At 70.7% G+C, this 13,602-nt stretch carries 13 protein-coding genes; 9 read left to right on the top strand and 4 right to left on the bottom strand.

Annotated elements, in window-relative coordinates:
- Positions 1-67 precede the first annotated feature (67 nt).
- Positions 68-2,044 carry a threonine--tRNA ligase gene (thrS, locus tag ACFYYJ_RS20560; protein WP_385129393.1) on the top strand — a complete coding sequence of 659 codons (1,977 nt, stop codon included), beginning with the start codon at positions 68-70 and terminating at the stop codon, positions 2,042-2,044.
- A gap of 79 nt (positions 2,045-2,123) precedes the next feature.
- Complete coding sequence (locus ACFYYJ_RS20555) at positions 2,124-2,684, top strand: HIT family protein (protein ID WP_384588629.1); 561 nt, start codon at positions 2,124-2,126, stop codon at positions 2,682-2,684.
- Between the two features lie 25 nt (positions 2,685-2,709).
- Here ACFYYJ_RS20555 and ACFYYJ_RS20550 read toward each other — a convergent pair whose 3' ends face one another.
- The 3 genes from ACFYYJ_RS20550 to ACFYYJ_RS20540 form a co-directional block, all read right to left on the bottom strand.
- A complete protein-coding gene (locus ACFYYJ_RS20550) occupies positions 2,710-3,111 on the bottom strand; it encodes a DUF1992 domain-containing protein (protein WP_385129391.1) in 402 nt (133 codons plus the stop codon).
- A 44-nt stretch (positions 3,112-3,155) separates the two neighbouring features.
- On the bottom strand, positions 3,156-4,823 hold the full coding sequence (locus tag ACFYYJ_RS20545; protein ID WP_389134260.1) for a hypothetical protein: 1,668 nt from the start codon (positions 4,821-4,823) through the stop codon (positions 3,156-3,158).
- A gap of 136 nt (positions 4,824-4,959) precedes the next feature.
- Positions 4,960-7,164 carry an elongation factor G-like protein EF-G2 gene (locus ACFYYJ_RS20540; protein ID WP_385129388.1) on the bottom strand — a complete coding sequence of 735 codons (2,205 nt, stop codon included), beginning with the start codon at positions 7,162-7,164 and terminating at the stop codon, positions 4,960-4,962.
- Between the two features lie 240 nt (positions 7,165-7,404).
- Between ACFYYJ_RS20540 and pgsA the strand changes: the two genes are divergently transcribed.
- Genes pgsA through ACFYYJ_RS20525 form a run of 3 tightly spaced genes read left to right on the top strand, consistent with a single transcriptional unit; the run spans position 7,405 to position 10,138 of the window.
- Positions 7,405-8,067, top strand: a complete 663-nt coding sequence (gene pgsA / locus ACFYYJ_RS20535) for a phosphatidylinositol phosphate synthase (RefSeq protein ID WP_385129386.1) — start codon at positions 7,405-7,407, stop codon at positions 8,065-8,067.
- Positions 8,067-8,969: a phosphatidylinositol mannoside acyltransferase gene (locus ACFYYJ_RS20530; RefSeq protein ID WP_385129385.1), complete on the top strand. Its 903-nt coding sequence runs from the start codon at positions 8,067-8,069 to the stop codon at positions 8,967-8,969. The genes pgsA and ACFYYJ_RS20530 overlap by 1 nt, the downstream gene beginning before the upstream one ends.
- Positions 8,969-10,138: a glycosyltransferase family 4 protein gene (locus ACFYYJ_RS20525; protein WP_385365950.1), complete on the top strand. Its 1,170-nt coding sequence runs from the start codon at positions 8,969-8,971 to the stop codon at positions 10,136-10,138. Before ACFYYJ_RS20530 ends, ACFYYJ_RS20525 begins: the two co-directional genes overlap by 1 nt.
- 13 nt (positions 10,139-10,151) lie before the next feature.
- Here the strand turns inward: ACFYYJ_RS20525 and ACFYYJ_RS20520 are convergent, their stop codons facing one another.
- Complete coding sequence (locus ACFYYJ_RS20520; RefSeq protein WP_389134255.1) at positions 10,152-10,328, bottom strand: hypothetical protein; 177 nt, start codon at positions 10,326-10,328, stop codon at positions 10,152-10,154.
- 155 nt (positions 10,329-10,483) lie between these two features.
- Here ACFYYJ_RS20520 and ACFYYJ_RS20515 point away from each other — a divergent pair, with 155 nt between their 5' ends.
- From ACFYYJ_RS20515 to ACFYYJ_RS20500, 4 genes are all read left to right on the top strand, one after another.
- Positions 10,484-11,026 (top strand): hypothetical protein, encoded by a 543-nt coding sequence (locus tag ACFYYJ_RS20515; RefSeq protein ID WP_385129381.1) that lies wholly within the window; start codon positions 10,484-10,486, stop codon positions 11,024-11,026.
- A gap of 159 nt (positions 11,027-11,185) precedes the next feature.
- Positions 11,186-12,103, top strand: a complete 918-nt coding sequence (pdxS, locus tag ACFYYJ_RS20510) for a pyridoxal 5'-phosphate synthase lyase subunit PdxS (RefSeq protein ID WP_365033999.1) — start codon at positions 11,186-11,188, stop codon at positions 12,101-12,103.
- Between the two features lie 7 nt (positions 12,104-12,110).
- Positions 12,111-12,704 carry a pyridoxal 5'-phosphate synthase glutaminase subunit PdxT gene (gene pdxT / locus ACFYYJ_RS20505; RefSeq protein WP_384588658.1) on the top strand — a complete coding sequence of 198 codons (594 nt, stop codon included), beginning with the start codon at positions 12,111-12,113 and terminating at the stop codon, positions 12,702-12,704.
- A 57-nt stretch (positions 12,705-12,761) separates the two neighbouring features.
- Complete coding sequence (locus ACFYYJ_RS20500) at positions 12,762-13,514, top strand: YebC/PmpR family DNA-binding transcriptional regulator (RefSeq protein ID WP_385129379.1); 753 nt, start codon at positions 12,762-12,764, stop codon at positions 13,512-13,514.
- The last annotated feature ends 88 nt before the right edge of the window (positions 13,515-13,602 follow it).

Genomic DNA, 13,602 nt, shown 5'->3' with positions numbered 1-13,602 from the left:
CCGCTCCGCTCGGTACGATTCAGGCGCGCAGTGTTCGCTAGCGCACCCCCTGAGTCAGGAGAGACCGGTGTCAGACGTCCGTGTGATCATCCAACGCGATTCCGAGCGGGACGAGCGCGTGGTGGCCACGGGCACTACGGCGGCGGAGCTCTTCGCCGGCGAGCGCACCATCGTTGCCGCGCGCGTCGCCGGCGAGCTGAAGGACCTCTCGTACGAGGTGAAGGACGGCGAGACCGTCGAGCCGGTGGAGATCTCCTCCGAGGACGGCCTGAACATCCTGCGCCACTCGACCGCGCACGTCATGGCGCAGGCCGTGCAGGAGCTCTTCCCCGAGGCCAAGCTGGGCATCGGCCCGCCGGTCCGGGACGGCTTCTACTACGACTTCGACGTGGCCCGGCCCTTCACCCCGGAGGACCTGAAGGCCGTCGAGAAGAAGATGCAGGAGATCCAGAAGCGCGGTCAGCGCTTCGCCCGCCGCGTCGTCACCGACGAGGCGGCCCGCGAGGAGCTCGCCGACGAGCCGTACAAGCTGGAGCTCATCGGCATCAAGGGCTCCGCGTCGACCGACGACGGCGCGAACGTCGAGGTGGGCGGCGGCGAGCTGACCATCTACGACAACCTGGACGCGAAGACCGGCGAGCTGTGCTGGAAGGACCTCTGCCGCGGTCCCCACCTGCCCACCACCCGCAACATCCCGGCCTTCAAGCTCATGCGCAACGCGGCCGCCTACTGGCGCGGCAGCGAGAAGAACCCGATGCTCCAGCGCATCTACGGCACCGCGTGGCCGTCGAAGGAAGAGCTGAAGGCCCACCTCGACTTCCTCGCCGAGGCCGAGAAGCGCGACCACCGCAAGCTCGGCAACGAGCTGGACCTCTTCTCCATCCCGGACGAGATCGGCTCCGGCCTCGCCGTCTTCCACCCGCGCGGCGGCATCATCCGCCGCACCATGGAGGACTACTCGCGCCGCCGGCACGAGGAGGAGGGCTACGAGTTCGTCTACTCCCCGCACGCCACCAAGGGCGCCCTCTTCGAGAAGAGCGGCCACCTGGACTGGTACGCGGAGGGCATGTACCCCCCCATGCAGCTCGACGGTGGTACCGACTACTACCTCAAGCCCATGAACTGCCCGATGCACAACCTGATCTTCGACGCGCGCGGGCGCTCCTACCGTGAGCTGCCGCTGCGCCTGTTCGAGTTCGGCACCGTGTACCGGTACGAGAAGTCCGGCGTCGTGCACGGCCTGACCCGTGCCCGTGGCTTCACCCAGGACGACGCGCACATCTACTGCACCCGCGAGCAGATGGCGGAGGAGCTCGACCGCACGCTCACCTTCGTGCTGAACCTGCTGCGCGACTACGGTCTGACCGACTTCTACCTGGAGCTCTCCACCAAGGACCCGGAGAAGTTCGTCGGCTCGGACGAGGTCTGGGAGGAGGCGACCGCCGTCCTCCAGCAGGTCGCCGAGAAGCAGGGCCTGCCGCTGACCCCCGACCCGGGCGGCGCGGCCTTCTACGGCCCGAAGATCTCCGTGCAGGCGCGCGACGCCATCGGCCGTACCTGGCAGATGTCGACCGTGCAGCTCGACTTCAACCTGCCGGAGCGCTTCAATCTGGAGTACACCGCGCCCGACGGCACCCGTCAGCGGCCGGTCATGATCCACCGTGCGCTGTTCGGCTCCATCGAGCGGTTCTTCGCCGTGCTGCTGGAGCACTACGCGGGCGCCATGCCGCCGTGGCTGGCCCCGGTCCAGGCGGTCGGCATCCCGATCGGCGACGGGCACGTGGAGTACCTCCAGGAGTTCGCCGCCGAGGCGAAGAAGCAGGGCCTTCGGGTCGAGGTGGACGCCTCCTCCGACCGCATGCAGAAGAAGATCCGCAACCACCAGAAGCTCAAGGTCCCGTTCATGATCATCGTCGGTGACGAGGACATGGCCGCGGGCACCGTCTCCTTCCGCTACCGCGACGGTTCGCAGGAGAACGGCATCCCGAAGGACGAGGCGCTGGCCAAGCTGGCCAAGGTCGTCGCGGACCGCGTCCAGGTCTGACGGACCCGCACGACCCGAGAAGGCCCCCGGAAAGTGATCACTTTCCGGGGGCCTTCTCCGTCCGTACCGGCAAGGTCATATGCTTGCCGCCATGACGAGTGAGCCGGAGCAGCAGAACGGCGTTGGCACGCATGACGGGTTCCAGCGCCTGTGGACCCCGCATCGGATGGCCTACATCCAGGGCGAGAACAAGCCCACCGGCCCCGAGGCCGGGGACGGGTGTCCCTTCTGCGGCATTCCGGAGATGTCGGACACGGACGGGCTGATCGTCGCCCGCGGCAAGCACGTCTACGCGGTGCTCAACCTGTACCCGTACAACGGCGGGCACCTCATGGTCGTCCCCTACCGGCACGTCGCCGACTACACCGACCTGGACGCCCCGGAGACCGCCGAGCTGGCGGACCTCACCAAGCGGGCCATGGTCGCGCTGCGCAAGGCCTCCGGGGCGCACGGCTTCAACATCGGCATGAACCAGGGCAGTGCCGCAGGCGCCGGCATCGCCGCGCACCTGCACCAGCACATCGTGCCCCGCTGGGGCGGGGACACGAACTTCATGCCGATCGTCGGTCACACCCGCGTCCTGCCGCAGCTCCTCGCGGACACCCGGCAGATGCTCGCGGACGCCTGGCCCACGGACTGACCCGCGGCGGGCGGCGGGGGAGCGCTCAGCCGGCGCGCGCCGCGCGCCACTCCTCCACTACGGCCTCGACGTCGTACTCGGTCAGGTTCAGCGGCGGGCCCTGCGGCGGCATGCGCAGGGCCGCGGCGATCTTCTCGTTGATCTCGGTGAGGATCGCCCGTACCCGCCGCTCGGAGCGGGCCGCGCGGGCCGCCTCCAGCGCGTCCTCGGCCTCCTTGCGCAGCGCCAGCGCGGGCGGCAGGGCGGCGAAGCCCTCGCGGTGCATCTTCCCCTTGATCCACCACATCTCGTCGTAGGGCGCCTCCAGGGAGGCCAGCGGCTTGCCGAAGCCCGGCAGCTCCTCGAACTCGCCGCGCTCGGCGGCCTCCCTGATCTGCCGGTCCACCCAGGATTCGATGTCCACGCCAGGCGGTTTGCGCTCCGTCATGCTGCCTCCTCCGGGGATCACTTCAGCCTAACCGGGTGTCCGGGCTACGCGTCGTAGACGTCCGCCTTGCGCGGGGCCGGCTCCTGGATCAGGCCGCTCATGATCGAGGAGCGGTTGGTGAAGCGGTCGATGTCGACGCCGTTCTCCTCCAGGACCTTGAACGTCGCGGCGTGGACCGCGCGCAGCACCGGGGCCACCGTGCGCAGCGCGTCGTCGGCCATGAAGCGGTGGCGCCACATCGAGCCGGCCCACACGTGCCGGATGCCGAAGGGTTCGGGCAGGACCAGCTTCCCGCCGAGGAAGTCCAGGATCGGCGGGAACCAGGTCAGCGGCGCCCGGACGGCCAGGCGTACGACCTCGCTGGTGTCCACCAGCGGCTGCGGGCGCTCGACGGTCTCCCAGAAGCGGATGCTCTTGGGGACCTCCACCACCGGGGCCTTCGACTTCGTCGTGAAGAGTCCGTGTACGGGGCCCAGCGCGTGCGCGGTGACGTCCACGCGCAGCGTCTTGTAGAGCACGGTGACGGTGACCAGCATGTTGATGACGAGCTGGCCGTCCCAGAGCGGGTACTGGATGCCCAGGTAGTGCCGGTTGCCGGAGCTGAACTGCTGCTCGTTGCAGATCCGGGTGATCTCGTGCGACTTGATCAGGAAGTTGTCGATGTTCTCGCCGGAGGGGCGGGCCACCTCGCCGGCGCCCTCGCCGATCGGCGTGACGATCCAGTGCTGGATGGCGGCCGTCGGGAAGCCACCGGTGTGCAGGGGGCCGCGCTCCAGCTTGCGGAGCTGGGTGTCGATCGCCCGAATCACGTCCCAGCTGCGGAAGGGGTGGATCTCGGCGCCCTCGCCGGTGGGCGCGAGTTCCTCGGCCATCTGCCAGCTGCCCCAGCGGGTGCCCATGCCGAGGATGCCCTTGGGGCCCGCGTAGAAGACCTGGTTGCTCCGGTCCTCGGCGGTCAGCTTGGCGAGCTGGTGGCGCAGGTCCTCGCGGGCCTTCTCGTCGGGGTTGCCGGGCACGGCCTCGGGGATCTTGGCGCCGATCCCGTCACCCGCCAGCAGGCCGTCCCAGCGGGAGCGCAGGTCGGCGGCGGTGGACTCGCACAGCCGGCGGGCGAGCAGCCAGCCCAGGGCCGGGGCGAGCACCATGCCGCGCAGGTAGAGGCCGAGGAAGCCGGTGAGCGGCAGCCGGAACATCAGGACCGCCACCACCAGGGCGATGCCGACCAGCACCGCGGTGCCCATCCACGAGGCGCGCTTGCCCTCGTTCTTGGCGAGCGTCTTGCGGAGCTGGAAGAGCCCCAGCCACAGCAGCAGGCCCGGCAGGAACAGCACACCGCAGACGAGCATGATCAGCCTGAGCTTGCCGTCGCGCTCCTTGCGGATGCGCGTCGCGGCCAGGCAGTGCTCGACGACCGTCTGCGGGTCGGCTCCGAAGGACTGGATGAGCGGCTTGCGGGCGGAGCCGAGGGTGCGGGCTTCCACGGCCCGGCAGAAGGCCTCGCCGAGGTTCGGCTCGAAGAGCGATATCTTGCCCGCCTTGACCGTGGCGGGGTGGTTCTCGCTGTTGGCGGTGAGGATCGTTGCGAGTTTCGTGTCGCCGCCGCCGTCGCGGTACGCGGCCGAGGCCAGCGCGTTGGTCGCCGCCGTCTGCCCGCCACCGCCCTGGAGAGGAATCTGCGCTCCGGGCCTGAAGTCGAATCCGTCGTCCGCCACCGCTGCCCCCACCCCATCGCTGTGCGTTCGTGCTCTTTGGTGCGCCGACGAGCCTATCGGCGGATCCCGCCCCATGGTCATGGGACAGGGAAATGCCGCCCACCGCAAGCGGGTTGGCGGGCGGCCCTTCCCGACGCTATGTCAGTTTGCTTCCCTTCTCGGTCTGTTCGCGAACCTTGTCCGCGATCTGCGGCGGCATCGGCTCGTGCCGGGCGTAGGCCCGGGCGAAGCGGCCCGTGCCGTGCGACACGGAGCGCAGTTCGACCGCGTACCGGCCGATCTCGATCTCGGGGATCTCGGCGCGGACCCGGGTGCGCCCGGGACCTGCCTGGTCGGTGCCCACGACCCTGCCCCGGCGGCTCGCGAGATCGCTCATGACCGGGCCGACGTACTCGTCCGGGACGAGGATCGCGAGCTCGGCGACCGGTTCGAGCAGCTCGATGCGGGCCTCGGCGGCGGCTTCGCGCAGGGCCAGCGCGCCGGCCGTCTGGAACGCGGCGTCCGAGGAGTCCACCGAGTGCGCCTTGCCGTCGAGGAGGGTGACGCGCACGTCGACCAGCGGATAGCCGGCGGCCACCCCGCGCGCGGCCTGCGTCCGTACGCCCTTCTCCACGGACGGGATGAACTGGCGGGGCACCGCGCCGCCGACCACCTTGTCCACGAACTCGATGCCGCTGCCCGGCGGGAGCGGCTCGACCTCGATCTCGCAGATCGCGAACTGGCCGTGGCCGCCGGACTGCTTGACGTGCCGGCCGCGCCCGGCGGCCTTGCCGCCGAAGGTCTCGCGCAGGCTCACCTTGTGCGGTACGGCGTCGACCTGGACGCCGTAGCGGGTGCGCAGCCGTTCCAGGGCGAGGTCCTGGTGGGCCTCGCCGAGGCACCACAGGACGACCTGGTGGGTGTGCGGGTTCTGCTCCAGCCGCATGGTCGGGTCCTCGGCGACGAGCCGGGCCAGGCCCTGGGAGAGCTTGTCCTCATCGGCCTTGCTGTGCGCCTCGATGGCGAGGGGGAGCAGCGGGTCGGGCATGGTCCAGGGTTCCATCAGGAGCGGGTCGTCCTTGGCGGAGAGGGTGTCGCCGGTCTCCGCGCGCGTGAGTTTGGCCACGCAGGCCAGGTCGCCGGCGATGCAGTGGTTCAGGACGCGCTGCTGTTTGCCGAAGGGGGAGCTGAGGGCGCCGATCTTCTCGTCGACATCGTGGTCCTCGTGCCCGCGGTCCTCCAGACCGTGGCCGCTGACGTGCACGGTCGCCTCGGGGCGCAGGGTGCCGGAGAAGACGCGTACGAGGGAGACGCGGCCGACGTACGGGTCGGAGGAGGTCTTGACGACCTCGGCGACGAGCGGCCCGTCGGGATCGCAGGTGACGGCGGGGCGGGGGGCGCCGTCGGGGGCGGTGACGTTCACGGCGGGGCGTTCCGGGGGAGTGGGGAAGCCGCCGGTGACCAGTTCGAGGAGTTCCACGGTGCCCAGGCCCTGCTTGCCCCCGTCGGCGGCGGGGGCCGCCATCAGGACGGGGTGGAAGGTGCCGCGGGCGACGGCCCGCTCCAGGTCGTCCACGAGGGTCTTGAGGTCGATGTCCTCGCCGCCGAGATAGCGGTCCATGAGGCTCTCGTCCTCGCTCTCGGCGATGATCCCCTCGATCAGGCGGGAGCGTGCGCCCTCGATGAGGGCGCGCTCCTGGGGATCCGGGTCGCGTTCCACGCGGGAGCCGGAGGAGTACTCGTACACGCGCTGGGAGAGCAGGCCGAGAAGGCCGGTGACGGGGGCGTGGCCGTCGGCTCCGGCGGGGCCGTGCAGGGGCAGGTAGAGGGGGATGACTGCATCGGGGTCGTCGGCGCCGAAGATCTCGCCGCAGACGGCCGTCATCTGCGTGTAGTCCGAGCGGGCCGCCTCCAGGTGGGTGACGACGATGGCGCGCGGCATGCCCACGGCCTCGCACTCGTCCCACACCATGCGGGTGGCCCCGTCGACGCCGTCCGAGGCGGAGACGACGAAAAGGGCCGCGTCCGCGGCGCGCAGACCGGCCCTGAGTTCTCCGACGAAGTCGGCGTATCCGGGGGTGTCCAGAATGTTGATCTTGATCCCGCCCCATTCGACGGGGACGAGGGAGAGCTGGACGGAGCGTTGTCGGCGGTGCTCGATCTCGTCGTAGTCGGAGACGGTCCCGCCGTCCTCGACGCGGCCCGCCCGGTTGACCGCTCCGGCGGTCAGGGCGAGGGCTTCGACCAGCGTGGTCTTGCCGGATCCACTGTGGCCGACCAGCACGACGTTCCGTATGGAGCTCGGCCGGTCGGCCGTCAGTGCCCTGCCGGCGGCTCCGGCTTGGTGTGATGTGGCTCCCATGATTCTCGTGCCTCCCGGTGGTGACGGTGAGGAGGTGGGTGTCCTTCGAGCTTTGCACCGCTGTCACACCGCGTCCATACGTCGTACCCGGGAGGGCCCCGCGGGGGGCCCGGGGAGCGGCGGGCGGTGCAACCGGAGGTAACCGGTGGGTGCGCGGCGTCCCGGGGGCGACGTGCCGGCTACGATGGGCCAGCCGGTGGCCGTGGTGGCCGCGCGGCCCAGCGACCCTCCGGGAAGGCCATGCTGAACAAGTACGCGCGTGCATTCTTCACGCGTGTTCTCACGCCATTCGCCGCTTTTCTGCTCCGGCGGGGGGTGAGCCCGGACGCGGTGACCTTGATCGGCACGGCCGGAGTGGTGGCCGGAGCGCTGGTCTTCTTCCCCCGGGGAGAGTTCTTCTGGGGAACCATCACCATCACCGTCTTCGTCTTCTCCGACCTGGTGGACGGGAACATGGCCCGCCAGGCCGGGATCTCCAGCCGCTGGGGCGCCTTCCTCGACTCCACCCTCGACCGCGTCGCGGACGCGGCGATCTTCGGCGGCCTCGCGCTCTGGTACGCGGGCTCCGGGAACGACAACGCGCTGTGCGCGGTCGCGATCTTCTGCCTGGCCAGCGGGCAGGTGGTCTCGTACACGAAGGCCCGCGGCGAGTCGATCGGGCTGCCGGTCGCCGTCAACGGGCTGATCGAACGGGCCGAGCGCCTGGTGATCTCGCTGGTCGCGGCCGGTCTGTCCGGACTGCAGACCTTCGGTGTGCCCTCCTGGATCGGGGTGCTCCTGCCGATCGCGCTGTGGATCGTGGCGGTGGGCTCGCTCATCACGCTGATCCAGCGCATGGTCACCGTACGCCGCGAGTCGGCGGAGGCGGACGCGGCCTCTCCCGCCGAGGGAGGTGCCGCCTGATGGGCAAGGCACAGGACAAGCTGGTCGACGCGGTGTACGGGCTCGGCTGGGCCGGCGTGAAGAAGCTGCCCGAGCCGGCCGCCGTGGCCCTCGGGCGCCGCATCGCCGACTACGCGTGGAAGCGGCGCGGCAAGAGCGTGCTGCGCCTGGAGTCGAACCTGGCCCGGGTGGTGCCCGACGCCACGCCCGAGCGGCTGCGCGAGCTTTCCCAGGCGGGGATGCGCTCGTACATGCGGTACTGGATGGAGTCCTTCCGGCTGCCGACGATGGACCCGAAACGGTTCGGCGAGGACGTCCAGCTCAAGGACGACCACATCCTGCGCGAGGCCATCGCCTCCGGGCGAGGGGTCATCGCGGCCCTCCCGCACCTGGCCAACTGGGACCTCGCCGGCGCGTGGGTCACCGGCCACCTCGGGGTCCCCTTCACCACGGTCGCCGAGCGCCTCAAGCCCGAGAGCCTCTACGACCGCTTCGTCGCCTACCGGGAGAGCCTGGGCATGGAGGTGCTGCCGCACAGCGGCGGCGCCGCCTTCGGCACCCTCGCCCGCCGGCTCCGCTCCGGCGGTCTGATCTGCCTGGTCGCGGACCGGGACCTGTCGGCCTCCGGGGTCGAGGTGGACTTCTTCGGTTCGACGGCGCGCATGCCGGCCGGGCCGGCGCTGCTGGCGCAGCAGACGGGGGCGGTACTGCTCCCGGTGACCCTGTACTACGGGGACTCGCCGAAGATGTACGGCCGGTTCCACCCCGCGGTGGAGGTGCCGAAGACCGGGACCCGGGCCGAGAAGACCGACGCCATGACGCAGGCGCTCGCGGACGCCTTCGCCGAGGGCATCGCCGAGCACCCGGAGGACTGGCACATGCTGCAACGGCTGTGGCTCGACGACCTGGAGGAGCGCCCGTAGTGAAGATCGGCATCGTGTGCCCGTACTCGTGGGACGTGCCGGGCGGCGTCCAGTTCCACATCCGCGATCTCGCGGAGCACCTGATCCGCCTCGGCCACGAGGTGTCGGTCCTGGCCCCGGCCGACGACGAGACCCCGCTGCCGCCCTACGTGGTCTCGGCCGGTCGGGCCGTCCCCGTCCCGTACAACGGCTCCGTCGCCCGTCTCAACTTCGGGTTCCTCTCCGCCGCCCGGGTGCGCCGCTGGCTGCACGACGGCACCTTCGACGTGATCCACATTCACGAGCCCGCCTCCCCCTCCCTGGGGCTGCTGTCCTGCTGGGCGGCGCAGGGGCCGATCGTGGCGACCTTCCACACCTCGAACCCGCGCTCGCGGGCGATGATCGCGGCCTACCCGATCCTCCAGCCGGCGCTGGAGAAGATCAGCGCGCGGATCGCCGTGAGCGAGTACGCGCGGCGCACCCTGGTCGAGCACCTGGGCGGGGACGCGGTGGTCATCCCCAACGGCGTCGACGTGGACTTCTTCGCCAAGGCCGACCCGAACCCCGAGTGGTCCGGACAGACCCTGGGCTTCATCGGCCGCATCGACGAACCCCGCAAGGGCCTGCCCGTCCTGATGGCGGCGTTCCCGAAGATCGTGGAGGCCTGCCCGGACGTACGCCTCCTGGTGGCGGGCCGCGGTGACGAGGAGGAAGCGGTGGCGTCCCTGCCCGCGGACCTCCGCGCCCGCGTCGAGTTCCTCGGCATGGTCTCGGACGAGGACAAGGCCCGGCTGCTGCGCAGCGTGGACGTGTACGTCGCCCCGAACACCGGCGGCGAGAGCTTCGGCATCATCCTGGTCGAGGCCCTCTCGGCGGGCGCGGCGGTCCTCGCCTCCGACCTGGACGCCTTCGCGCAGGTCCTGGACCAGGGCGGCGCGGGCGACCTCTTCGCCAACGAGAACGCGGCCGCCCTCGCGGAGGGCGCCATCGCCCTCCTGCGCGACCCGGCCCGCCGCGCGGAACTGAGCGCCCGCGGCTCGGCCCACGTCCGCCGCTTCGACTGGTCCACGGTCGGGGCGGACATCCTGGCGGTCTACGAGACCGTCACGGACGGCGCGGCGGCGGTGGCCACGGACGAACGCGTCCCGCTCCGCACCAGGCTGGGCTTCTCCCGCGACTCGTCCTCCTGACGGGCGGGAGGGCTCACCAGCCGGTGGCGGCGACCCGGTCCGGGCGGCCGTCGGGGGCGACGGTCACCTCGAAGACCCGGCCCTCCCCGGTGGTCATGCGGATCCGGTCGGGGGCCGTCCACACCGCCTCGCGCAGTCGGGCGCGCCCGCGAGGAGCACCCCGCAGAGCAGGACGGGTCGTGGCGGTCACTCCCTGATCCCCGGCACGATCGCCGCCGCGAACGCGGCCAAGGCGGTCCATCCCATGGCCACGGCGTGCTCGGAGGCATCGGCGCCCCACCCCACGGTCCCCCCGCGGAGGGCGGATGAGGGGCCCGGGCCCGCCGGGCGGTAGTGTCGCCGCCCGTGATCGAAACCCTTGTCTGGATTGCCCTCGCTCTCGGAGTGGTCGGGGTCTACCTCAGTTGGACCGCAGGGCGGCTCGACCGGCTGCACTCTCGCATGGACGCCTCGCGGGCCGCGCTCGACGCCCAGCTCGTACGGAGGGCCTCCGTGGTGCTGGAGGTGGCCACCTCCGGGGCACTGGATCCCGCGTCCTCCCTGGTGCTGTACGAGGCCGCGCACGCCGCGCGACAGGCCGACCAGGAGAACCGGGAGGTCGCCGAGAGCGAGCTCAGCCAGGCCCTGCGGGCGGTGTTCTCCGACGCCGACCAGGTGGAGGAGCTGAAGGCGGCCCCGGGGGGCGTGGCGGCCGCGGAGGAGCTGGCCGAGGCCGTGCGGCGGGTGCCCATGGCGCGCCGGTTCCACAACGACGCCGTACGGGCGGCGCGCGCCCTGCGCAGGCACCGCAAGGTGCGCTGGTTCCGGCTGGCGGGGCACGCCCCGTTCCCGCTCGCCTTCGAGATGGACGACGAGCCCCCGGCCGACCTCGCCGACCGGCCCGCGTAGCGGATCCGTACCGGGCCGCGACAGGCCGCAATGGACCGCAATGGACCAGTAGAGGAGCCACCTGCTCCATATTGGCCCTTGCAGTGGACTGGTCCCCCGGGGTTTCCTCTGCCAGTAGTACCCGCCCCCTTCCGAGTTCCCTTCGAGTGAGGTCAATCCGTGAGCACGCTTCCCACCACCCCCCAGTCCGCCGAGTCGGCCATCGGCACCTCGCGCGTCAAGCGAGGCATGGCCGAGCAGCTCAAGGGCGGCGTGATCATGGACGTGGTCAACGCCGAGCAGGCGAAGATCGCCGAGGACGCCGGCGCCGTGGCCGTCATGGCCCTGGAGCGGGTTCCCGCCGACATCCGCAAGGACGGCGGCGTCGCGCGCATGTCCGACCCCAACATGATCGAAGAGATCATCGAGGCCGTGTCCATCCCCGTGATGGCCAAGTCCCGCATCGGCCACTTCGTCGAGGCCCAGGTCCTGCAGTCCCTCGGCGTCGACTACATCGACGAGTCCGAGGTCCTGACCCCGGCCGACGAGGTCAACCACTCCGACAAGTGGGCGTTCACCACCCCCTTCGTCTGCGGTGCCACCAACCTGGGCGAGGCCCTGCGCCGCATCGCCGAGGGCGCGGCCATGATCCGCTCGAAGGGCGAGGCCGGCACCGGCAACGTCGTCGAGGCCGTCCGTCACCTGCGCCAGATCAAGAACGAGATCGCCAAGCTGCGCGGCTTCGACAACAACGAGCTGTACGCCGCCGCCAAGGAGCTGCGCGCCCCGTACGAGCTCGTCAAGGAAGTCGCCGAGCTCGGCAAGCTCCCGGTCGTGCTGTTCTCCGCCGGTGGCGTCGCCACCCCCGCCGACGCCGCGCTGATGCGCCAGCTCGGTGCCGAGGGCGTCTTCGTCGGCTCCGGCATCTTCAAGTCGGGCGACCCGGCCAAGCGCGCCGCCGCCATCGTGAAGGCCACCACCTTCTACGACGACCCGAAGATCATCGCGGACGCCTCCCGCAACCTGGGCGAGGCCATGGTCGGCATCAACTGCGACACGCTGCCCGAGGCCGAGCGCTACGCCAACCGCGGCTGGTAGTCCCGACATGACGAACACCCCCGTGATCGGTGTCCTGGCACTCCAGGGCGACGTACGGGAGCACCTGATCGCCCTGGCCGCGGCGGACGCCGTGGCCAGGCCGGTCCGGCGCCCCGAGGAGCTCGCCGAGGTCGACGCCCTGGTGATCCCCGGTGGCGAGTCCACGACCATGTCGAAGCTCGCCGTGCTGTTCGGCATGCTGGAGCCGCTGCGCGAGCGCGTGGCCGCGGGCATGCCCGTGTACGGCACCTGCGCCGGCATGATCATGCTCGCGGACAAGCTCCTGGACGGCCGTGAGGACCAGGAGACCCTGGGCGGCATCGACATGATCGTCCGCCGCAACGCCTTCGGGCGGCAGAACGAGTCCTTCGAGGCGAAGATCGATTTCGCCGGCATAGAGGGCGGTCCCGTCGAGGGCGTCTTCATCCGTGCCCCCTGGGTCGAGTCCGTCGGCGCCCCGGTCGAGGTGCTCGCCACGTACGACGGCCACACGGTCGCCGTGCGCCAGGGCAACGTGCTCGCGACCTCGTTCCACCCCGAGCTGACCGGCGATGATCGCGTTCACGCGTACTTCGTCGACATGGTGCGCGCGGGGCTGTGACCCGGTCCCGGTAGGATCGGACACGAACACTGTTGGTTACGCGAAGGAGACAGGCGGATGTCCGGCCACTCTAAATGGGCTACGACGAAGCACAAGAAGGCCGTGATCGATGCCAAGCGCGGCAAGCTCTTCGCGAAGCTGATCAAGAACATCGAGGTCGCGGCCCGTATGGGCGGTGCCGACATCGACGGCAACCCGACGCTCTTCGACGCCGTTCAGAAGGCCAAGAAGCAGTCGGTCCCGAACAAGAACATCGACTCCGCGGTCAAGCGCGGCGGCGGCCTCGAGGCCGGCGGCGCCGACTACGAGACGATCATGTACGAAGGCTACGGCCCGAACGGTGTCGCGGTGCTCATCGAGTGCCTCACCGACAACCGCAACCGCGCCGCCTCCGACGTCCGCGTCGCCATGACCCGCAACGGCGGCTCCATGGCCGACCCGGGCTCGGTCTCGTACCTGTTCAACCGCAAGGGCGTCATCCTCCTGCCCAAGGCCGAGCTCGCCGAGGACGACGTCCTGGACGCGGTCCTGGAGGCCGGTGCCGAAGAGGTCAACGACAACGGCGAGACCTGGGAGATCATCAGCGAGGCCACCGACCTGGTCGCGGTCCGCACCGCGCTCCAGGAAGCCGGCATCGACTACGACTCCGCGGACTCCAGCTTCGTCCCGACCATGCAGGTCGAGCTCGACGAAGAGGGCGCCCGCAAGATCTTCAAGCTGATCGACGCGCTCGAGGACAGCGACGACGTGCAGAACGTCTTCGCCAACTTCGACGTCTCGGACGAGGTCATGGAGAAGGTCGACGCCTGAGTCGACGGACTCGCGCTGACGACGGCGGGCCGACAGGACACACCCTGTCGGCCCGCCGTCGCATTGTCAGTGGGGGCGGATAGCCTGC

Source organism: Streptomyces sp. NPDC002467, assembly GCF_042889825.1.
Classification (GTDB): Bacteria; Actinomycetota; Actinomycetes; order Streptomycetales; family Streptomycetaceae; genus Streptomyces.
Note: the sequence above shows the minus strand (reverse complement) of the source record. Positions and strands in the feature narration are given on the sequence as shown.

What these genes read in the sequence shown, in the direction of transcription:
- ACFYYJ_RS20540 (WP_385129388.1), bottom strand. Translation starts at nt 7,164, where the DNA reads ATGGGAGCCACATCACACCAAGCCGGAGCCGCCGGCAGGGCACTGACG.
- ACFYYJ_RS20555 (WP_384588629.1), top strand. Translation starts at nt 2,124, where the DNA reads ATGCTTGCCGCCATGACGAGTGAGCCGGAGCAGCAGAACGGCGTTGGC.
- ACFYYJ_RS20500 (WP_385129379.1), top strand. Translation starts at nt 12,762, where the DNA reads ATGTCCGGCCACTCTAAATGGGCTACGACGAAGCACAAGAAGGCCGTG.
- ACFYYJ_RS20530 (WP_385129385.1), top strand. Translation starts at nt 8,067, where the DNA reads ATGGGCAAGGCACAGGACAAGCTGGTCGACGCGGTGTACGGGCTCGGC.
- pgsA (WP_385129386.1), top strand. Translation starts at nt 7,405, where the DNA reads ATGCTGAACAAGTACGCGCGTGCATTCTTCACGCGTGTTCTCACGCCA.
- ACFYYJ_RS20550 (WP_385129391.1), bottom strand. Translation starts at nt 3,111, where the DNA reads ATGACGGAGCGCAAACCGCCTGGCGTGGACATCGAATCCTGGGTGGAC.
- pdxT (WP_384588658.1), top strand. Translation starts at nt 12,111, where the DNA reads ATGACGAACACCCCCGTGATCGGTGTCCTGGCACTCCAGGGCGACGTA.